This window comes from Kribbella sp. NPDC000426, from assembly GCF_040300265.1.
In the GTDB taxonomy this organism is placed as follows: Bacteria; Actinomycetota; Actinomycetes; order Propionibacteriales; family Kribbellaceae; genus Kribbella.
Map to the genome: position 1 here is coordinate 824,722 of NZ_JBEPDK010000002.1, position 21,119 is coordinate 845,840.

A 21,119-nucleotide genomic window follows, 5' to 3' on the forward strand; every position below is an offset into this window, starting at 1 on the left:
CGAACTATGAAAGCTGTTCTGCGCCGCCTCACCTGGGGACTTGCCGACCAGGCTGTGACCAGCCTGGTCAGCTTCCTGGTGGGCGTTGTCGTCGCCCGGCAGCTGGGCGCGCTGCAGTTCGGCGCGTTCAGCCTGGCCTGGGTGACGTACGGCGTGGTCCTGAACATCTCCCGCGGTCTTGCGACCGATCCGCTCGCGGTCCGCTTCAGCGGACTGGAGCGGCCGGTGTGGCGGACCGCGGTGGCGAAGTCGTCCGGGATGGCGATCGTCGTCGGTGTCGGCACCGGCGCGATCTGCGCGCTGGTCGGGCTGCTGCTCGGCGGGCACGCCGGCCAGGCATTCATTGCCCTGGGCATCGTGTTGCCCGGGCTGATGCTGCAGGACAGCTGGCGGTTCGCGTTCTTCGCCTCGGGACAGGGCGGTAAGGCTTTCGTCAGCGACATCACCTGGGCGCTCGGCCTGGTGCCGCTGCTGTATCTGGCGTCCCAGCACGCCAGCGTGACCCGGTTCGTGCTGGCGTGGGGCGGGGCCGGGGTGTTCGCGGCGCTCGTGAGCGGGCTGCAGGCAGGCATCCTGCCGCGGCCGGCGCTCGCCCGCCGCTGGCTGTCCGAGCACCGCGATCTCAGCCTGCGCTACCTGACCGAGAACGTCACGCTCAGCGGCGCGTACCAGCTCCGGATGTACGGACTGGGCGCGTTCGCCGGCGTCGCCGCGGTGGGTACGGTGCGCGGCGCGGAGATGCTGCTCGGTCCGTTCTTCATCGTGCTATCCGGCATCGGGCTGGTCGCCGTACCGGAAGCCGCCCGGGTACTGCGGAGGTCCGTCCGGGCCTTGCCGCTGTTCTGTCTGGGGCTTGGCGGCGCGCAGGCGCTGGCCGCGTTGGCCTGGGGTCTGCTGCTGCTGTTCGCGCTGCCGGACGAATGGGGTCACGCACTACTCGGCGAGGTCTGGGTGACCGCGTCCGTATTGGTGCTGCCGGCAACTTTGTCGGTGGCGTGCGCGGGCTTCAACACCGGGGCCGCGGCCGGTCTGCGCGCGCTCGGTATCGCCCGCCGCAGCCTCAAGGCTCAGCTGTGTGCCTCGGCGTTCTACCTCGTCGGCGGTGTGCTGGGCGGTGCGCTCGACGGTGCCCGCGGTTCGGCCTGGGGCGCTGCGTGTGCGACGTTCGCAGCCGGGTTCGTCTGGTGGTACACGCTGCGGGTCGGCGTACGGGAGCGCAAGCAACTGGAGTCGGCCGTGGATTCCGAGGAGTCGCAGCCGGTCGTTCCCGAAGTGAGAAGCACATGAGCGCCGTACCGCGGCTGACCGTCGGGCTGCCGGTGTACAACGGCGAGAAGTATCTCGCCGAGTCGCTGGACGCCCTGCTGGGACAGTCGTACGGCGAGTTCGAGCTGATCATCTCCGACAACGCGTCGACCGACGGGACCGAGGCGATCTGCCGCGAGTACGCAGGCAACGACCCGCGGATCACGTACCTGCGTCAGCCGGCCAACATCGGCGCGACGCCGAACCACAACTTCGTCTTCGAGCAGTCGCACACGGAACTGTTCAAGTGGGCCTCGTACGACGACCTGTACGGACGCGAGCTGCTCGAGCGGTGCATCGCGGCGCTCGACGACGACCGTGAACTGGTCCTCGCCCACTCCTGGGAAGCGTTCGTCGACGAGGCCGGCGAGATCCTGCTCACGGTCGACTATCCGCTCGCGACGGATTCTCCGGATCCGGCCGAGCGGTTCCGCAGCATGCTGTTCGCCGTCGGCGGCGACGACTTCTACGGTGTCATGCGCTCGGAGGTCCTGCGCCGTACGCCGTTGCACGGCAGCTACCACCACGCGGATCGCACGCTGATGGCCGAAGTCGCGCTGTCCGGGCGGTTCCACCAGGTGCCGGAGGTGCTGTTCTTCCGCCGCGACCACCCGGACCGCGCCGAGCGGGCGAAGCCGACGATCCGCAGCCGCGCCGCCAACATGGAGCCGCGCCGTGCGCACCGGCTGAGCAACCCGACCGCGCGGTTGCTCGCCGAGTACGTCGGCGGCTTCGTCGGCGCGATCCGCCGCGCACCGCTGTCGTCGGCCGAGCGCCGGCGCTGCTACACGCACCTGCTGCGCTGGTTGGCGAGCCGGGCGGCGCACAGATCGTCGGCCCGGATCGAAGACACGGTGCAACACACGCCCGCCAGGCACCCGCAGGCTCTTGCAGAGATGAGGAGAAGATGAACGCAGTACCGCGGCTGAGCATCGGTCTGCCGGTCTACAACGGCGAGAAGTACCTTGCGGAAGCGCTCGACGCGCTGCTCGGGCAGACGTACGCCGACTTCGAGCTGGTCATCTCCGACAACGCCTCCACCGACGGCACGGAGCGGATCTGCCGGGAGTACGCCGCCCGCGACCCGCGGATCCGCTACATCCGCCAGCCGGTGAACGTCGGCGCGTCCCCGAACCACAACATCGTCTTCACCGAATCCCGCGGCGAGCTGTTCAAGTGGGCGTCGTACGACGACCTCTACGCGCGGGACCTGCTGGCGCGGTGCATCGACACGCTCGACGAGCACCCGGACGCGGTCCTGTGCCACTCGTGGAGCGCGATCATCGACGAGGCCGGCGACATCGTCGCGAAGGTCGGCTACCCGTTGACCACCGACTCGCCGGACCCGGTCGAGCGGTTCCGGAGCCTGCTGTTCGACGTCGGCGGCGACGACGACTACGGCGTGGTCCGCGCCGACGTACTGCGCCGGACCGCGCTGAACGAGAGCTTCTACCACGCCGACCGGACGATCGTGGCCGAGATCGCGCTGCACGGCCGGTTCCTGCACGTGCCGGCGTCGCTGTTCTTCCGCCGCGACCACCCGGACAGCGCGCTGCGGTCGAACCGGACGGTCCGTTCCTGGTGCGGCAACCTGGACCCGCGCCGCCGGAAGCACTCGACCGTCCGGCTGCTCGCGGAGTACCCGCTGGGTTACGTCCGGATGCTGTTCCGCGCGCCGCTGACCGGCGGCCAGCGCGTCCGTTGCCTGTGGCAACTGGTGCGCTGGATGACGAGCCGGGTGGTGCCGCCGTCGATGCGCCGCCAGGACACGCCGGTCGAGCAGGTCAGCGAGGTGGTGTCGGTGTCGATGGTGGTCGCCGGCCAGAACGGACGGATCGCATGAGCGGCAAAGGGTTGCGGATCGGGTTCTTCGGTCTGCTCGGCCACGGGAATCTCGGCAACGACGGGTCGCTGGAGGCGTTCCTCGCCTACCTCGCCAAGTCGTACCCGGACGCGGAGATCGACTTCCTCTGCTCGGGTCCGGAGGTGGTCGAGCAGCGTTACGGCCTGCCGGCCACGCGGATGAACTGGAACCGCGAGGAGTACAGCACCGTCAGCGGTCTGCGGTCGGCCGCGCTGAAGGGGATCGGGAAGCTCGTCGACTTCTTCTGGACCGCCTCCTGGGTGCGGCGCCACGACGTGGTCGTCGTACCGGGCATGGGCGTGCTGGAAGGCGGCCTGCCGCTGCGCTGGTGGGGCTTCCCGTACTCGTTGCTGCTGCTGACCGCGTCCGGTCGCCTGGTCGGTACGAAGGTCGCGCTCGTCAGCGTCGGCGCCAACACGTCGGGCCGGCGGATGACGCGCCGCGTCTTCACGCTGGCGGCCCGGCTGGCGTACTACCGCTCGTTCCGCGACCAGCTGTCGAAGGACGCGATGCGCGCCACCGGTCTGGGGATCGCGGACGACCCGGTCTACCCGGACCTGGCGTTCTCGCTGCCGATTCCCGCCGTCCGGTCGGCGACTCCGCCGGGAGAACCCACGACCGTCGGCGTCGGCGTGATGACGTATCGGGGCACGGACGACGACCGCGACCGCGCCGAAGAGGTCTTCGACGAGTACGTCGCGAAGATGACCCGCTTCGTGCACTGGCTGGTCGACCACGGGCACCGGGTCCGGCTGCTGACCGGCGACCACGAGGACGAGCTGGTCTCGGCGGCGATCCTCGCCGACGTCCGCGAGAACCGGCCCGACCTCGACCCGTCCTGGGTCGTCGAGGACCCGCCGAAGTCGCTGGACGACCTGATGGAGCAGATGGCCGCGCTCGACACCGTCGTCGCCACCCGGTTCCACAACGTCGTGTGCGCGTTGATGCTGTCCAAGCCGACCGTGTCGATCGGGTACGCCGCGAAGAACGACGTACTGATGGCCGACATGGGTCTCGCGGAGTTCTGCCAGAACATCCGCTCACTCGACGTGGATCGGCTGATCGCGCAGTACACCGCGCTCGAGTCCCGCCGCGACGTGGTCGGACCGGCGATGGACGAGCGGAACGCCGTCAACCGCAGCCGGCTCGAGGACCAGTACGACGTCCTGTCGGCGAAGGTCTTCCCGGCGCCCGCGGAAACCTTGGAGGAGCACTCATGAAGGTGACACAGGTACCCGAGATCGCCGGGGTCTATCTGTTCGAGCCCACGCCGCACGTCGACGACCGGGGTTTCTTCAGCCGGACCTTCGACGCCGAGATCGCCCGGTCGGTCGGGATCGACCCGGACGGCTTCGCGCAGGACAGCCTGTCGCGGTCCCGCAAGGGCGTCCTGCGCGGGATGCATCTGCGCTCCGGACAGGGCGAGGCGAAGCTGGTCCGCTGCTCGGCGGGGGAGGTGTTCGACGTCGTCGTCGACCTCCGGCCGGACTCGCCGACGTACCTGGGGCAGGCGCACTTCACGCTGTCGGGCGACACCCAGTGCTCGGTGTACATCCCGGCCGGGTGCGGGCACGGTTTCCAGGCGCTCACCGAACCCGCGGACATCGCCTACCGGATCGACCGGCCGCACGACCCGTCCGAGGACGTCGTGATCGCGTACGACGACCCCGATCTCGCCATCCCGTGGCCGCTGCCGGTCACGCTGATGTCGGCCCGCGACCAACGGGCCGTCTCTCTCGCCGACCTCGCCGCGGGCGTCCTGACCGCTCGCTGACCACCGACTCCGGAAGGGGGCCCTCATGGCTCACACCGCATCCATATCGCAGCTCCAGACGCCGCCGTGGGCGCTCGTGAACGGCGAGCTCGTGCCGTACACCGACGTCAAGATCCACATCGGCGCCGAGGCGCTGACCCGGGCCCTGAGCGTCTTCGAAGGCGTGAAGGGCTACTGGGACACCGCCGGCCAGTTGTTCTCGATCCGGACCCCGCGGCGACACTACGACCGGCTCTGCCGTTCCGCGTCGCTGTTCCACATTCCGGTCCGGTTCAGCTACGAGGAGTTCCTCGGCGGGCTGGAGAAGCTGGCCGGAGAACTGCTCGTACCCGACAAGGACCTGTGGTTCCGGCCGACGATGTACGTGACCCACGGGCACTGGGGAGAGGCGACCGAGGCCGACCTCGTCGTCACCGCGTTCAGCCAGCGCAAGCTCGACCCGGACCCGATGCGGCTCGGTGTGACGAGTTGGCGCCGGGCCTCCGACCTCGTGCTGCCGACGCGTGTGAAGAGCAGCGCGAACTACGTCGGCGCCCGGATGGCCCGCATCGAGGTCCGCCGGCTCGGGTACGACGACGCGATCATGCTGAACGACGCCGGCCGGGTCGCCGAAGCGACCGGCGCCTGCGTCCTGATCGTCCAGCGCGGGCGGATCGTCACCCCGCCGACCAGCGAGTCGTGCCTGGACAGCATCACGGTCGACATCCTCGAAGAGGTGGCCAAGGATCTCGGCATGCCGTTCGAGCGGCGCCCGCTCGAGCGGACCGAGTTGCTGGCCGCCGACGAGTGCGGCCTGGCCGGCACCATCTCGGAGCTGACGCTGGTCTCCGAGCTCGACGGTGTCGAGTACGAACAGTCCGGCCTGCTCGCGCAGCTCCGGCAGCGTTATCTGGAACTCATGCGTGGCGACCTGGTCCTGCCGGGCGTCGAGCTGGCGCCGCTGGCCGACGTGTCACGTCAACTACTGCCGGCGGAGGCCGGAGTCTAGGTCGGCTGAGCCTGATACAGCCGGCCCGGGGGGAATCGAAGACCAGGAGGGGTCCCATGCATTCCATCTATGTCGACGCGGAGTTCAGCGACGACGAACGCAGACAGAAGCTCTACGAAGGCGACCTGTTCGTCTACTCGCCGCGTCCGTCGACGCTGGCGCTGACCGAGTTCGCCGGTGAGATGGCCAAGCAGGCCTTCCATCCGCTCGACCCGGAGACGGCTCAGTTCGACATGCCGGTGGAGGAGTACGCGGCGCTGCTCGCCGAGCTGAAGCCGGCCTTCATCCACCACCCGGAGTCGAAGCGGCTGATCCAGGAGATGCTGGTCGACTTCGGCTGCGACCCGGAGCAGGTGTACTTCGACGTACCGCGGATGCGCAGCTCGACGTCGGACGACTACCTGACCACCGGTATCGCGTTCGCGTTCCACCCGCACCGCGACACCTGGTACTCCGCGCCGTACACGCAGCTGAACTGGTGGCTGCCGATCTTCCCGATCAGCCACGACAACGGGCTGGCGTTCCACCGGCGCTACTGGCAGACGCCGGTGAAGAACAGCTCGCGGGTCTACAACTACGCCGAGTGGAACGCGACCAGCCGGAAGATCGCGGCGACCCAGATCGGCACCGACACCCGCGTCCAGCCGGTGCCGGAGGAAGAGGTCGAGCTGGTCCCGCAGATCCGGCCGATCTGCAAGCCGGGCGGCATCATCCTGTTCTCCGGGGCGCAGCTGCACTCCAGCGTGCCGAACACCTCGGGGCGGACCCGGTTCAGCATCGACCTGCGCACCGTGCACCTCGGTGACACGCTGGCCGGGCGGATGGCACCGAACATCGACTCCGAGTGCACGGGTACGACGATGGGCGACTATCTGCGGGTGAGCGACCTCGAGCACATTCCGGCCGAGGTGGTCGCCGAATTCGACACACCGAGTCGCCAGGCTGTCTGACCACTCGTCAAGTTTTTGCCCGGCCGGCGTCGTCGTGACGCCGGCCGGCTTGTCGTCTCATTGTCCTTGTTTTCTTGATCGTTTCGTGATGAAGCAACTGGTTCGCGGCTCATAATGCAAGTTCTCCACAAGGAAGGCGGCCTGGTGGTCGCCGAGGCCCGTGGTGCGTAGTAATCTTCGGTGACTCGTCGCCGACGCGCGGGTGAATTCTGGGGACGGACAGCTGCGGGAAGCCCTGGGCACGGAGCGTGTCCGAGTGGCCGCAACGTGAGACCGAAGGACTGGTGTGAGCGGAGCTGAAGCGCCCGGCCGGATGGACGGGCACGGACCGCTCTGGGTCGTGCCGCACGAGGTCCCGGCCATCGTCCCGCTGCCGTCGCGCTCGACCGAGCCCCGCTGGGTCGGGGTGTACCGCTGGGCCGCTGTCGGCGGTGACCTGCTGGCGGCGATGCTCGGCGTCTCGATCGCACTGCTGACCCGGTTCGGCTACCACGTCGGTCCCAGTTATCTCGTCGTCAGCAGTCTGCTGCCGCCGGCCTGGGTCGGTGTCGTCGCGCTGTCGAAGGGCTACGACCCTCGGTACTTCGGCGCCGGGCCGGACGAGTTCCGGTCGCTGATGCGTTCCGGCGTCGGCCTGACGGCGGCCGTCGCGATGACGTCGTACGTGACGAAGACCGAGATCGCCCGCGGCTTCGTGATCCTGGCGATCCCGGTGATGGTGGTCTCCGCCCTGCTGCTGCGGTACGCGTTGCGGAAGGACCTGCATCGCCACCGGGTCAGAGGCCGCTGCATGCACAGGGTTCTCGTGGTCGGGCGCAGTGGCCCGGCCGCGACGCTTTGTGAGCACCTGGAGAAGCGTCCGACCGACGGGTTCCGCGTCGTGGCGACCTGCCGGCCCCGCGGCGACGGGCACGGGCACCTGCAGCCCGACGAGCTGGACGAGCCGGACATCCTGGCCGCCGCCGACCGGCACGCCGTCGATGTGGTTGCCATCTCGACCGATCCGGAGTTGGTCGGCCAGTCACTGCGCCGCCTGTCCTGGGCGCTGGAGCAGCGCGGTATCGAGCTGATCGTTTCGCCCGGCATCATCGAGGTCGCCGGTCCGCGGATCTCGGTCCGCCCGGTCGCCGGCCTGTCCTTGCTGCACCTGGAGCGGCCGTCGGTCAGCGGCGGGCCGCACCTGATGAAGGCCGTCTTCGACCGGACCGTTGCCCTCGGCTTCATCGCCGTACTGTCTCCGCTGCTGATCGGCCTGGCGCTCGCGGTCAAGGTGTCCAGCCCGGGGCCGGTGCTGTTCCGGCAGCAGCGGATCGGCCGCGGCGGCGTCGAGTTCACCATGCTGAAGTTCCGGAGCATGTACTCCGACGCCGAGCAGCGGCTCGGCGATCTGTACGCGTTGAGCGACGGGAACGGCGTGATCTTCAAGATGCGCGACGACCCGCGGATGACGCCGCTCGGGCGGTGGATCCGGCGGTTCTCACTGGACGAGTTGCCGCAGCTGTTCAACGTGCTGCGCGGCGACATGTCGCTGGTCGGTCCGCGGCCGCCGCTGGCCGAGGAAGTCGCGCTGTACGCCGCCGACGACTCGCGGCGGATGCTCGTGAAGCCCGGCATGACCGGCCTGTGGCAGGTCAGCGGCCGCAGTGACCTGTCCTGGGACGAGTCGGTCCGCCTCGACCTGCGGTACGTCGACAACTGGTCGATGACGCTGGATCTGCTGATCCTCTGGAAGACCGTGCGCGCGGTCGCCTACGGCGCGGGAGCGTACTGACATGGACCTTCACGCACCCGTGTACGTCGCGGGTCACCGCGGCCTCGTCGGCTCCGCCATCTGGCGGCGTCTGGAAGCTGCCGGGTTCACCCAGCTGGTCGGCGCGTCGTCGTCGGAGCTCGACCTGCGGGACCGTACGGCGACGTTCGCGTTCCTGCGCGAGCACCGGCCGGCTGTGGTCGTCGACGCCGCGGCCCGGGTCGGCGGGATCCTGGCGAACCGCGACCACCCGACCGAGTTCCTCAGCGACAACCTGCGGATCCAGGTGAACCTGATGGACGCGGCCCTCGAGGTGCGGACGCCGCGGCTGTTGTTCCTCGGGTCGTCGTGCATCTACCCGAAGTACGCCGAGCAGCCGATCCGCGAGTCGAGCCTGCTGACCGGTGAGCTGGAGCCGACCAACGATGCGTACGCGATCGCGAAGATCGCCGGCATCATGCAGGTCCAGGCGGTCCGCCGGCAGTACGGTCTGCGCTGGATCTCGGCGATGCCGACCAACCTGTACGGCCCTCATGACAACTTCGACCCGGCTACGTCGCATGTGCTGCCGGCGTTGATCCGCCGCTTCCACGAGGCTCGCGTCGCGGATGCTCCCGAGGTTGTGTTGTGGGGGAGCGGGACGCCGCGGCGGGAGTTCCTGCACGTGGACGACCTCGCGGATGCGTGCCTGCATCTGCTCGAGCAGTACGACGCACCGGAGCCGATCAACGTCGGCGTCGGCACCGACGTGTCGATCCGGGAGCTGGCCGAGCTGGTCGCCCGGGTCGTCGGCTACACCGGTGCCTTGAGCAACGATCTGTCCAAGCCGGACGGTACCCCGCGCAAGCTGCTCGACGTGAGCAGGCTGCTGGCGCTGGGCTGGAAGCCGTCGGTCGACCTCGAAGACGGTGTGGCCGCCACCTACCGCTGGTACGTGGAGAACCACTCATGAAAAAAGCCTTCGTCACCGGGATCACCGGCCAGGACGGCTCCTACCTGGCCGAGCTGCTGCTTGCCAAGGGCTACGAAGTCCACGGGCTGATCCGGCGCGCGTCGACGTTCAACACCAAGCGGATCGACCACCTGTACGAGGATCCGCACGCGGAGGACAAGCGGCTGTTCCTGCACTACGGCGATCTGACCGACGGCTCGCGGCTCGTCACGCTGCTGGCGTCGATCCAGCCGTCCGAGGTGTACCACCTGGCCGCGCAGTCGCATGTGCGGGTGAGCTTCGACGAGCCGGAGTACACCGGTGACACCACCGGGATGGGTACGACCCGGCTGCTCGAGGCGATCCGGATGATCGGGCTGGACTGCCGGTTCTACCAGGCGTCCTCGTCGGAGATGTTCGGCGCGACGCCCCCGCCGCAGAACGAGGACACGCCGTTCTACCCGCGCTCGCCGTACGGCGCCGCGAAGCTCTACGGCTACTGGATGACCCGCAACTACCGCGAGGCGTACGACATGTTCGCGGTGAACGGGATCCTGTTCAACCACGAGTCGCCGCGCCGGGGCGAGACCTTCGTGACCCGCAAGATCACCCGCGCGGTCGCCGCGATCAAGACCGGCCGCCAGGACCGCCTGTACCTGGGCAACCTGGACGCCTGTCGCGACTGGGGCTACGCCCCGGAGTACGTCGAGGGCATGTGGCGGATGCTGCAGCACGACACCCCGGCCGACTACGTGATCGCGACCGGTACGTCGTACTCGGTCAAGGATTTCGTCTCGCGCGCCTTCGACCATGTCGGGCTCGACTGGGAGGAGTATGTCGACTACGACGCGCGGTACGTCCGCCCGACCGAGGTCGACTCGCTGATCGGTGACGCGTCCAAAGCCATGACCGAGCTGGGCTGGAAGGCCCAGGTGCACGTGCCGGAGCTGGTTCAGATCATGGTCGACGCGGATCTCGCCGCGCTGACCCCGGAGGACTGACTGATGACCGACCTGCAGACCGCGGCGACCTCTACCGCCGACCGAGTCGATGTCCTGGGCATCCATGTCAGCATCACGAATCTGGACCACACCGTCGGGAGGTTCGCGCGCTGGATCGACGACGGCTCCCGCGAGCTGGTCTGCGTCACCGACATGAACGCGCTGCTGCACGCACGCGCCGACGCGCGACTCACCGAGGTCTACAACACCGCCGGTCTGACCGTGCCGGACGGCATGCCGCTGGTCTGGGCCGGGAAGAAGGCCGGCTTCGAGCAGATGGACCGGGTCGCCGGGCCGGACCTGCTCAAGCGGGTGATGGCGGAGGCGGCGGAGCGCGGCTGGACGCAGTACTTCTACGGCGGCGCCGAGGGTGTGGCCGAGGAGTTGCGGGAGGTCTTCCAGGAGCGTCACCCGGCGTTGAAGGTCGTCGGCACCGAGTGCCCGCCGTACCGGCCGCTGACCGAGGCCGAGGACGCGGCCGTCGTCGCCCGGATGAACGAGGCGCGGCCGGACATCATCTGGGTCGGGCTCGGCGCGCCGAAGCAGGAGCGCTGGATGGCCGATCATCGCGACCGGCTGAACGCCGCGATTCTGATCGGCGTCGGCGCGGCGTTCGATTTCCACACCGGCCGGCTGGACCGCGCGCCGCTGTGGATGCAGCGCGCCGGGCTGGAGTGGAGCTACCGGCTGTACAAGGAGCCGCGGCGGCTGTGGAAGCGCTACGTGCTGGGCATCCCGCGTTTCCTGGTGGGCGTTCTCCGTCATCCGCCGCGTCCGCTCTAGAGTGAGCCGGTGAAGTTCCGGCGGCCGAAGCTGCGTCGGCTGGCCGGACCGGCCGGTCGCGCCAGTTGGGGTTTGGCCGACCAGGCGCTGTCGAGTCTCAGCAACCTGGCGGTTGGGGTCGTCGTCGCCCGCTCGAGCACGGTCGCCGACTTCGGTGTCTATGCGCTGGCATTCGGCGGGTACACGATCGCGCTGAACGTGTCACGGGCGGTCTCCACGGAGCCCCTCGCCGTACGGCATTCCGGTGATCGGACGCCTGAATGGCAGCGCGCGGTCCGGGCGAGCACGGCAACCGCGTTGCTGACCGGGCTGCTGGCGATGGTGGTCGGTCTGTTGATCGCGGCGTTCCCGGGCGTGCCGTCCAAGGGGGTGCTCATCGCCTTCGCAGTGACTATGCCTGGCCTGTTGTTGCAGGATGCGTGGCGGTGGGCGTTCTTCGTCGTGGGTGAGGGCAACAAGGCGTTCGTCAACGACCTGATCTGGTTGCTGGCGATGCTCGCCATCTTCGGCGGCCTCTACCTGACCGGTACGACGTCGGCGTTCAGCCTGACGTTCGGCTGGGGGCTCGGTGCGGTGATCGCCGCGATCGCGGGCCGGTTCCAGGCCGGTGTGTCTCCACGCAGGCAGCTGATTCGTGAATGGGTGCAGCGGAACTGGGACCTGAGCCCGAAGTACGTCGGGGAGATGCTCGCGGTCTCGGGCACGATCCAGGTCTACATGCTCGGCATCACGGCGGCCGCCGGCCTGGTAGCCACCGCGGGCATCCGCGGCGCCCAGGTCCTGCTCGGGCCGGTGAACGTACTGAACCAGGGGATCCGGATGATCTCCGTACCCGAAGCGGCCCGTGCCTTGCGGCATTCGTACCGCCGGCTGTGGCTCGTGGGCCTGGCCATTTCGTTCGGCGTGGGAGCCGGCGCGCTCGCGTGGGGCTGCGTCTTCCTTCTGCTACCGGCCGTTGTCGGCCGGGAACTGCTCGGTCCGGGCGTGTGGACGCAGGCTCACAGCGTCCTGATCCCGGTCATCCTGCTCCAGGCCCTAGGCGCCTCGAACGCCGGCGCCTTCGCAATCATGCGAGCCCTGACCGCCGCCACTCGCGGGCTGCGCGTCCGCCTGATCTCGTCGGTCATCCTGATCACGTGCGGCATCGGCGGCGCCTTCCTCTGGGGCCCGAAGGGCGCGGCCTGGGGGCTGGCCGGCGCCTCGTTCACCACATTGCTGCTGTGGTGGAACGAGGCGCACCGAGCCATCGCCGCCCATCGCCGCGCCGCGGCTGCGAGTTAAGGAATCTTCACGCTCGCGGTGGCGCCCTTCATGATGTTGCGGCCGTCGTGGACCTCGATGTGGTACGAGTACGTCGAGCCGCGCTTGAGGCCGCGATCGACTACCTGGTAGGACTTCCGGGCCTGCCAGAAGTACGACGTGTAGACGTTCGAGCCGACGTTCAGCGAGCCGCGGAACACGTTGTAGGTCAGCGACAGGTTGTCGAGGTCGTACACGTCGGAGTACGTCACGTAGACCCGGCCGGAGGTCGTCGCGCTCAGCGTCGGCGCCTTCGGGGTGGCAGGGGCCGCGCCGCCCGGGGTGTTCGTGAAGCGGGTGATGCCGACCTGGATCTGGCCGTTCACGTGCAGGAAGTCACCGCCGACCCACAGGTCGGTCGAGGTGCCGGCCATCGCCAGCGGGCCGACCTTCGTGGTGCTCTTCAGGTTCGCGTCGGTGTTCGGGAACCACGGTCCGAGGTTGCCGTTGATCGCGCTCTCGACCAGCAGGTAGTGCGTGCCGCTGCCGTTGGAGAAGCCGTTCGGCGACGACGAGCAGTCGTGCGCGTGCGAGCCCTTGTAGAGCCAGTTGCCGATCGCCTTGATCGCCTCGGTCGCGCCCAGGCACTTGTTCTGCCACAGCAGCTTGCCGGTCGAGACCTGCGCCGCGAGGACGCCGTCGTAGCAGCCGCCGCCGTCACCGCCGTTGGACACGTACACGTTGTCGCCGAGGGTGTCGATGTCCTTGACCCGCGTGGTGCAGGTCGCGGTCGGCTTCGGGATCGCGGCCGCCGCTGGGAAGTCGAAGGCCGCGCCGGTCGTGTTGTTCAGCATCGCCAGCGAGTAGTGGTCCTTGCCGTTGATCGTGCTGAACGGACCGCCGGCGAACACCCGGGTGCCGTTGTCGGACACGTCGAGCGCGTACACGTCGTTGTTGGCGTTCGGGTTCCAGGGCAGCAGGTCGCCCTGGATCAGCCGGACCGCGCCGAGCCGGTTGCGTACGGCGCCGTCGATCTTGCCGAACGCGCCGCCGATGAACACGCTGTTGCCGTAGATCGCCAGTGCCTTCACGCGGGCCGCGACCACCGGGTCCCAGGCCTGCACGAGCTTGCCGGTCGCGACGCTGAACATCGCGATCTTGCTGCGCCGCAGGCCGTTCACCATGGTGAAGTCGCCGCCGACCACCACCCACTTGCCGTCCGGGCTGGTCGCGATGGCGTAGACCGGACCGTTCAGCACCGGCGCGAACGCGGTCGGCCTCCCGGTGGTCCGATCGAACGCGGCGACATAGCTGCGCTGCGTCTCGGGTGCCTGACCCGAGGCCATGCCCGGCTGGCGGAGCCTGGTGAACAGACCGCCGGCGAACACGGTGTTCCCGGCGATGGCCAGCGCGTTCACGCTGTTGTTGGTCTGCCACGAAGGCTGCTTGATGGCGGATACCGCGGATGCGAAGCCCGGAGTCGCCGCCTCCACCGGCGGTCCCGAGGGAATCAACGCCGCGGCCAGGACAGCCGCTGCGGTGACAAGGGCCAGCACTAACTTCTTCATTTATGTCCTTACACAGGCGGGGGCGTACAGCGCGTGCCTCATCACGCACCAGCGGCGGACATTACCGCTGTGGGAGGCCCACCGGAAGCAGGCCTCCCAATCGCGTTACAGGTTTGTGCCAAACCTTGCAGTAATCGTTCTTTTCACTTTGCTGCAAAGTGGTTCTGGACCTGGACGGGAGTTAGTGCGTACGGGTACACGGCCGCCTCGTCGATACCCATTCCGGTCTGGGTCGCCCCGCCGCCGGACCACGAGTTCGTGGAGTCGTAGCCGACCCGCCACCAGCCGTAGTACAGCGACGCCTGGCCCACCAGCGAGCTGCCGCTGAGGACGCCGTCGACGTACAGCTTCATCATCCCGTTGTCGAACGTGCCGACCACGTGGTGCCACTGGCCGTCGTTCTTGCCGGACGGGCTGGTCAGCGTGCGCTGGCTGCCGTCGTTGACACCGAAGACGATCGAGCCGTTGGTCCGCATGTACAGCATCCGGTCGTTGATCGCGCTGCTCTGCGTCTTCCCGTTGCCGAAGCCGATGATCCGGCCGCCGCGGCCGACGCCGCTCTGCTTCACCCAGGCCTCGACCGTGAACTGCTGCGGGAAGCTGTACCCCTTCTCGCCGACCATCCGGCCGGTGGTGGTGCTGCTCGTCATCGCGGTGTTGCCCGCGATCGCGCCCGCGCCGCCCAGCGTCACGCCGGTGAACGTGCCGTTGTTGCTCTGACCGGAGGAGTCGACCGATGTCGTCGTACCGACTGCCTCACCGAGGCGCCAGTACGCCTGCGGCCCGTCGGCGTTGACGATCTGGTCGTACGCCGTCGACGGCGCCGAGGCGACCGTGACCGGGTCGGAGTAGTTGCCGCGGATCGTGGTGCTGCCGTCGGTGACCTCGACGCGGTAGTTCGGGGTGTCGCCCGGCGCGTTGTCGGTGTCGGTGTAGCTCAGCCACGGCCGGTCCCACGGCGTGGACTTGGCCGTCCAGGTCGCGATCGTGGTGTTGCTGAACCCCTTCAGCAGCCGGTAGGTCAGCGTGCTGTCGTCGTTGTCGACCACGGTCGGGAAGTGGATCTGTACGACGCCCGGCTGGACGCTGTACGGGAGCAGCTTGGCCGGCTTCGCCGGTGCCGCACCCGGGACGGCGTTGGTGAAGTGGGTCAGACCCTGCTGCGCGACGCCGTTGACGTGCAGGAAGTCGCCGCCGGCCCAGAGGTCGTTGCCGCTGGTCGCGAACGCCAGCGGTCCGACGTTCGTCACGCTGTTCGGGTCCGCGTCGGTGTTCGGGTACCACGGGCCGAGCGATCCGTCGGACAACTTCTCGCTGAGCAGGAACCGGTAGTCGAAGCCCTGCGGGAAGCCGCCGGCGCCCTGGTTGGCGCAGTCGTGGGCGTGCGAGCCCTTGTACAGCCAGCCGTTGACGACCTTGACCGCTTCGGTCGCGCCGAGGCACTGGTTCTTCCACTTCAGCGTGTTGGTCGCGATGTCGACGGCCCAGGTGCCGTCGAAGCAGCCGCCGCCGTCGCCGCCGTTCCCGAAGTACACGGTGTCGCCGCTGGCGTCGATCGACTTCACCCGAGTCGTGCAGGACCCGTTCGGCGGCGGTACGGCGGAGGCGCCCGGGAACGGCAGTACTGCGCCGCTGACCGGGTCGAGGCTGGTCACGGTGTTCTGGTTGGTTCCGTTGACGGTGCTGAACTGGCCGCCGGCGTACACCTTGGAGGCGTCATCGGCCGCGTCGACGGCGTACACGTCGCCGTTCACGTCCGGCGCCCACGGCAACAGCGTGCCGGTGTCGGTGGTGACCGCGGCTAGCCGGTTGCGGGTCAGGTTGTTCACCAGGCCGAACGAGCCGCCGAAGTACACCGTCGTACCCGAGACGGCGATCGTCTTGACCCGGTAGGACACCGACGGCTTCCAGTTCGAGACCAGTGCGCCGGTGGCGGTGTCGAAGGCCGCGATCCGGTTGCGGGTCTGGCCGTTGACGGTGGTGAAGTCACCGCCGACGAAGATCCGCGAGCCGTCCGCGGAGGCGGCCACGGCGTAGACCTGCCCGTTGAGCACCGGGTTGAACGCGGTGACCAGTGCGCCGGTGGTCGCGTCGAACGCGGCCAGGTACGCCTGGCCGACCTCGCCGGTCCCGGCGGCGGCGCCCGGCGGGCGCACGCTGGTGAAACGGCCTCCGGCGTACGCCTTGCCGGCGGCGACGGCGATGCCCTGGACGCTGGCGTTGGTCTGCCAGGTCGAGCTGTTGACCGCCGAGAGCGAGGCCTCGATGCTCTGCGCGGGCGGCGCGAACGCCACCACCAGTGCACCGGCGAGCAGAGTGCCCACGACCCCCAGCCGCGTGAACAGACGTCTCTTCGTCATGCTGCGATGTCCCCCCTTGGACATAAAAGTGATAACCCCAGATCCCCCGAGAAGAGAGTAGGGCACCGGAGGAGGTGCTGTGATCACATTCCGGTGCCTATATCCTGAGGCGCTGGCGTCCGAGCGTCGGCGAGGGAGCGTGAGGTAGGCAATGGAACCCGGCACCGTGGTCTGGCGGGAAACCGCTCAGTCTCTGCTGCGGCAGAAGTGGCTGATCATGGGCTGCATCGTGCTCGGACTGCTCGGCGCCTCCGTGTTCGCGCTCTCCCAGACGACCCGCTGGACGGCCTCGAGCCAGCTGGTGATCGGCCCGGCGGTGCCGCCGGCGCTGGTCGGGAAACTGTCCGACGGCGCCGACAAGACCGGCCCGCTCGGGATGGACCTGCCGGCCGAGACCCAGGCCCGGGTGATGGCCAGCCCGACGCTGCTGGCCGCGGTCGTGAAGCAGCTCGGTATGCCGACCGACGACAAGACCATCCAGGAGCTGGCGTCGGTGACCCGGGTGAAGGCGGTCACCGACAACGCCTACCTGGTCACGACCGACGGACCGACGGCGCAGAAGGCGGTCGACCGGGCGAACGCGATCGCGGCCATCTACCTGGCACAGCGCAACACCGAGGCCAAGGCTCTGCTCACCAACCTGGCCGAGCAGGCGCAGGCCCGGTCGAAGACGGCCACCCAGCAGTCCCGCAGCCTGGTCAGCCAGATCGACGAGGCGGTCGGCCGCGGCGACAACCAGACCGCGGCGGCGCTGCGCGACCAGCGGGTCGGCCTCGCGACCGAGGCCCGGCAGGCCGCGGACGACGCGGCCGCGATGCTCAAGGCGCTCACCGCGGTCGGTGCCGGGAGCCAATTGGTGACGCCGGCAACGACCGACACCGCGAGCTCGTCGCCGATGGTTGCCCGCGACATCCTCGTCGGTGGGATCCTCGGTCTGGTGCTCGGCTTCGGTCTCGCCCTGCTGAGGTCCCACCTGACGCCGTACATCCTGACCCGGGACCAGGCGGCGCGGGCGACGAGCTCGCCTGTGATCGCGGCCTCCGAGGGGCATCGGCGCCGGTTCTGGCAGCGGTCGGCCCCGGAGCTCCCGCAGTACGAGATCACCGCGCTGGGTGCCGAGGCGAGTGGTGCGCTGGCGCGTCGTGAGCTGAGCCCGCGCGCGTTCGCGGGCGGCGGCCCGGGAGCCCTGCTGGTGGTCTCGGCCTCACCCACGCCGAACTCGGCGGGCATCGCGCTCGCGATGGCCGAGGCGAACGCTCGCGACGGCCGGGAGACCCTGCTGGTCCTCGCCGACATCGAAGGTACGCCGGTGTTGCCGCACCTCACCGGTCACGAAGGACTCACCGACCTGGTGATGGAGCCGGCCGCGACCCGGGCGATCCGGGCCCGCAAACTGTTCCGTCCGGGGACGGTCGCGGACCTGTACGTCCTGCCGCCCGGCCTGAACCACGAGGAGACCGCCGAGGCGGTCGGCCCGTCGCTGGTGCCGGGCATCGTCGCGGACCTGCCGCCGGGGTACTCCGTCGTCATCCACGGCCCGGCCTCGGTCGGACGGCACGGCATCACGCCGCTGGCCGCCGCGGTCGACGCGTCTGTGCTGGTCGTCCAGGTCGGCCTCGACAAGGAGATGGACGTCGCGCGGCTGACCGGTGCGCTGCAGTTCGCGGGCGCGCCGGTGCTGGGCGTCGTACTGATCGGGGCGGCCTCACAGGACGAGACGCTCGGGATCCCGCTGAACTACAAGCCGCTGGACTCGGCTCCGCCGATGCGCTGATGTACAGCACCTACTCGCGCGGGAATCGTTTGGCCCCGGCCGTGCCGGGGACGATCGACCGCGAGATCCAACGGCCGGCCTGGTTCTGGCTCATGCTGTGGTGCCTGTTCGTGCTCGGCGTCCAGCCGTGGTCGTCGCGGGTCGCGGCGCCGCAGGGCACGACCGGGTCCACGAACAGCATCGCGAAGGGCCTGCTGCTCGGGGCGGTCTTCCTGGTCGCGCTCGCAGCGACCAAGCCGGGGTTCCGGACCCGGGTGAATCCGGCCAGCTGGCTGTACGTGATGTACGTGCTGTTCGCGTGTGCGACCGCGTTCCTGCTGGCCGAGCCGATGGGGCCGTTGACGCGATTGGCCCGCTTCCTGATCGGGCTGGTTTTCGTCTTCCTGCTCTGGCGACCGTTGGTCGAGGTGCCGGAGCGACTGGTCCGGGCGCATCTGTGGGCGCATGTGTTGCTGGCGGCAACCGTCGTACTGAGCCTCGTCTACGACCCGGGCCAGGCGTGGCGGCCGTTGAGCTCGCTGGGCACGGGGTCCCGGCTGCAGGGCGTCATCATCCCGATGCTGCCGCCGCGCGTCGGCGAGGTCGGGGCGATCCTGCTCGGGCTGGCATTGATCGGCCTGGTGTGCCGGAAGCTGTCCGTGCTGCCGGCCTTCGTGCTGATCGGGCTGGGCGGTGTGCTGATCGCGGCAAGTCGCACCCGTACGTCGGCGGCAGCGCTCGCCTTCGGGCTGGTGGTGGCGCTGATCATCACCCGCAAGACCTGGCTCGGCCGGATCGCGTGCCTCGCCGTACCGGCGCTGCTCGGGCTCGCGTTCCTGACGATCGGGTCGCTGCACACCTGGCTGCTGCGCGGTCAGGGCACCCGGCAGATCACCTCGTTGAGCGGCCGTACGACGAGCTGGCAGGCGGTCGTGGACGAGAAGGTGTCGACGCAGACCGCGATCATCGGCCACGGCCTCGGCAACAAACGGGTCCTGCTGACCCGCGGCGAGGGCGACGTCGACGTGATGGCGATCGACAACAGCTGGCTCGGGCTGTACTGGGAGACCGGTCTGCTGGCGGTCGCGATCGTCGCGGTCGCGCTGATCGTCGCGTGGGTCTCGGTCCTGCGCGCGCCGACGCCGTACATCCGGGCCTGCGGGGCTCTCCTGCTGGCCTACGTCACCGCGGCGTCGCTCAACGAAAGCGGCCTGTCCGACCTGTCCTCGATGACCGTGCACCTTCTGGTCGCCGCCGCCATTTGCGACGCCGACCGCATCCGCCATCGAAGACGACTGTCAGCTACTCACTGAGTCTTGATCGAAGCCTGACTGCTGCCACTCGGACCAGGTCATGGTCTTGCCGCGGTACGCGAAGTGGTCGGCGCCCTGGTAGCTGTTGCGGCGGAACGTGATCGCGCCGGGCTGGGCCGGCGAGCGCTTGTTCTCCACCACACCGAGGGATGACTGCTTGTCGCTCATGACGACGAGGTTGCCCTCGACGAGGACGTTGCGCAGTACGTATGTGCCGCGCGGACCGTCGCCGCGGGTGCGGGACTGGATCGACAGGGCGTTGCGGTTGTCCTTGATCAGGTTGCCGCGGACCTGTACGTCGGAGGACGTGTTGACGTTGATCCCGCCGCCGTCCCAGAGCGTGCCGCCCGAACCGCGGCCGGTGCCGAACCCGTTGTGCTCGACGACGTTCTGGTCGATGACGGCGGAGTAGCTGATCTCGTACCGGATGCCGTCGGCCGCGTTGTCGCGGATCCGGTTCCCGGTGATCCGGCGGTCGTACTCCGCGATGTCGCTCCACATCCCGATACCGCGGTTCGCGATGATGTCGTTGCCGCTGACCTCGCCGGACGAGCGGGTCGACTTGATCCCGCCGGACTCCCAGTCCGCGATCCAGAAGCCGTCGGTGTTGTTGCGGGTGACCAGGTTCGCGGTGATCTTCACACCGGCCGACTTGTACTGGCCGATGCCGAGCTGGCCGTTGTCGGCGACGGTGTTGCGGCTGACCACGGCGTTGTCGCCCTCGATCACCATGATGCCGACGGCGTGGTTCCAGCGGACCTCGTTCGCGGTCACCGTCCAGCCACGGCCGGCCTGCAGCGCGCCGGCCTGCGGGCGGCTCGCGAACTGCTGGATCGTCAGGCCGGTCACGGTGACGTCGTCCGCGGACTTGTCGATCGCGGTCTGCGTCCTGGCCATCTCGACGACATGGCCGGTCGGGTCGTCGCCAAGGTAGAGCGCGTTGGCCTTGTAGTCACCGAAGAACGTGCCCGGCTCGAGCTGGCCCAGGCTCATCACGCGGGTCAGGTGCCTGCCGTCCTGGAACACCTGCTCGCCGAGCTGGCAGGGCTTGGTCTTGTTGTCTTCGCACTGGCCCTTCAGCGGGTACGCCGCGGGCAGCACCCCCTGGACCGTCCAGCCGTTGCCGGCCTGCTTCCAGCCGGTGAGCCGCACTGAGCCGCTGAGTACTGCGCCGGTGTTGCCGGCCAGCGTGTCGTTGCTGCGTGGCTGGATCGGACGCGTGAGCCGGTGGACGCCCTTGGCGAAGCAGAAGGTCGTGCCCTGCGGTGCGGCGTCGATGATCGGCTGCGGATCGGTCCCGACCGGGATGTTCGTGCCGGTGCAGGGCTTCGCCGTACTCGGGCCGGTCGGTCCGAGTACGGCTGCCGCCGCGGTCGGGGGTGCGGTCGGGACGGTCACCGTGGTCGTCGCAGTCGGCTTCGGAGGCTCGGTGGAGCCCCCTGAACAGCCTGATACCAGCAGCAACGCGACACCGACTGCCGCGACAACCCCACGCCTCATGCAGGTCCCTTCCGGCGAACAGATCTGCGTGAGACTACCT

At 69.0% G+C, this 21,119-nt stretch carries 17 protein-coding genes; 14 read left to right on the forward strand and 3 right to left on the reverse strand.

Translation table 11 applies throughout. The annotated features are described in order from the left end of the window. Positions 1-6: 6 nt before the first annotated feature. The 12 genes from ABT313_RS11720 to ABT313_RS11775 all read left to right on the forward strand — a co-directional run bounded on the left by ABT313_RS11720 (position 7) and on the right by ABT313_RS11775 (position 12,627). Entirely contained in the window at positions 7-1,287 is a 1,281-nt protein-coding gene (locus tag ABT313_RS11720) for an MATE family efflux transporter (RefSeq protein ID WP_350851291.1), read from the forward strand. Beyond that, positions 1,284-2,216: a glycosyltransferase family 2 protein gene (locus ABT313_RS11725; RefSeq protein WP_350851293.1), complete on the forward strand. Its 933-nt coding sequence runs from the start codon at positions 1,284-1,286 to the stop codon at positions 2,214-2,216. Before ABT313_RS11720 ends, ABT313_RS11725 begins: the two co-directional genes overlap by 4 nt. Next, positions 2,213-3,148 carry a glycosyltransferase family 2 protein gene (locus tag ABT313_RS11730; RefSeq protein WP_350851295.1) on the forward strand — a complete coding sequence of 312 codons (936 nt, stop codon included), beginning with the start codon at positions 2,213-2,215 and terminating at the stop codon, positions 3,146-3,148. The genes ABT313_RS11725 and ABT313_RS11730 overlap by 4 nt, the downstream gene beginning before the upstream one ends. After that, positions 3,145-4,389 (forward strand): polysaccharide pyruvyl transferase family protein, encoded by a 1,245-nt coding sequence (locus tag ABT313_RS11735; RefSeq protein ID WP_350851297.1) that lies wholly within the window; start codon positions 3,145-3,147, stop codon positions 4,387-4,389. The genes ABT313_RS11730 and ABT313_RS11735 overlap by 4 nt, the downstream gene beginning before the upstream one ends. Then, positions 4,386-4,943 carry a dTDP-4-dehydrorhamnose 3,5-epimerase family protein gene (locus tag ABT313_RS11740; protein ID WP_350851299.1) on the forward strand — a complete coding sequence of 186 codons (558 nt, stop codon included), beginning with the start codon at positions 4,386-4,388 and terminating at the stop codon, positions 4,941-4,943. Before ABT313_RS11735 ends, ABT313_RS11740 begins: the two co-directional genes overlap by 4 nt. A 25-nt stretch (positions 4,944-4,968) precedes the next feature. Next, positions 4,969-5,931, forward strand: a complete 963-nt coding sequence (locus ABT313_RS11745; protein ID WP_350851301.1) for an aminotransferase class IV — start codon at positions 4,969-4,971, stop codon at positions 5,929-5,931. A gap of 56 nt (positions 5,932-5,987) precedes the next feature. Continuing rightward, on the forward strand, positions 5,988-6,881 hold the full coding sequence (locus tag ABT313_RS11750) for a phytanoyl-CoA dioxygenase family protein (protein ID WP_350851303.1): 894 nt from the start codon (positions 5,988-5,990) through the stop codon (positions 6,879-6,881). Between the two features lie 286 nt (positions 6,882-7,167). Beyond that, the gene (locus ABT313_RS11755; RefSeq protein ID WP_350851304.1) at positions 7,168-8,652 is read left to right on the forward strand and encodes a sugar transferase; all 1,485 of its coding nucleotides are present in this window, start codon (positions 7,168-7,170) and stop codon (positions 8,650-8,652) included. Position 8,653: 1 nt separating this feature from the next. Beyond that, complete coding sequence (locus ABT313_RS11760; protein ID WP_350851305.1) at positions 8,654-9,583, forward strand: GDP-L-fucose synthase family protein; 930 nt, start codon at positions 8,654-8,656, stop codon at positions 9,581-9,583. Continuing rightward, positions 9,580-10,563, forward strand: coding sequence for a GDP-mannose 4,6-dehydratase (gene gmd, locus ABT313_RS11765; protein ID WP_350851307.1), 984 nt, complete (start codon positions 9,580-9,582; stop codon positions 10,561-10,563). Before ABT313_RS11760 ends, gmd begins: the two co-directional genes overlap by 4 nt. Before the next feature lie 3 nt (positions 10,564-10,566). After that, positions 10,567-11,346, forward strand: a complete 780-nt coding sequence (locus ABT313_RS11770) for a WecB/TagA/CpsF family glycosyltransferase (protein ID WP_350851308.1) — start codon at positions 10,567-10,569, stop codon at positions 11,344-11,346. A 9-nt stretch (positions 11,347-11,355) separates the two neighbouring features. After that, positions 11,356-12,627 carry an MATE family efflux transporter gene (locus ABT313_RS11775; protein ID WP_350851310.1) on the forward strand — a complete coding sequence of 424 codons (1,272 nt, stop codon included), beginning with the start codon at positions 11,356-11,358 and terminating at the stop codon, positions 12,625-12,627. Here the strand turns inward: ABT313_RS11775 and ABT313_RS11780 are convergent. Next, on the reverse strand, positions 12,624-14,153 hold the full coding sequence (locus tag ABT313_RS11780) for a WD40 repeat domain-containing protein (RefSeq protein ID WP_350851312.1): 1,530 nt from the start codon (positions 14,151-14,153) through the stop codon (positions 12,624-12,626). The two genes, ABT313_RS11775 and ABT313_RS11780, sit on opposite strands and share 4 nt — an antisense overlap. Positions 14,154-14,296: 143 nt before the next feature. Next, positions 14,297-16,513: a LamG-like jellyroll fold domain-containing protein gene (locus ABT313_RS11785; protein ID WP_350851314.1), complete on the reverse strand. Its 2,217-nt coding sequence runs from the start codon at positions 16,511-16,513 to the stop codon at positions 14,297-14,299. Positions 16,514-16,664: 151 nt separating this feature from the next. Between ABT313_RS11785 and ABT313_RS11790 the strand changes: the two genes are divergently transcribed. Continuing rightward, a complete protein-coding gene (locus ABT313_RS11790) occupies positions 16,665-18,287 on the forward strand; it encodes a Wzz/FepE/Etk N-terminal domain-containing protein (protein ID WP_350851315.1) in 1,623 nt (540 codons plus the stop codon). Beyond that, on the forward strand, positions 18,287-19,579 hold the full coding sequence (locus ABT313_RS11795) for an O-antigen ligase family protein (protein WP_350851317.1): 1,293 nt from the start codon (positions 18,287-18,289) through the stop codon (positions 19,577-19,579). Before ABT313_RS11790 ends, ABT313_RS11795 begins: the two co-directional genes overlap by 1 nt. Here the strand turns inward: ABT313_RS11795 and ABT313_RS11800 are convergent. Next, positions 19,565-21,079: a right-handed parallel beta-helix repeat-containing protein gene (locus tag ABT313_RS11800; RefSeq protein WP_350851319.1), complete on the reverse strand. Its 1,515-nt coding sequence runs from the start codon at positions 21,077-21,079 to the stop codon at positions 19,565-19,567. The two genes, ABT313_RS11795 and ABT313_RS11800, sit on opposite strands and share 15 nt — an antisense overlap. Between the last annotated feature and the right edge of the window lie 40 nt (positions 21,080-21,119).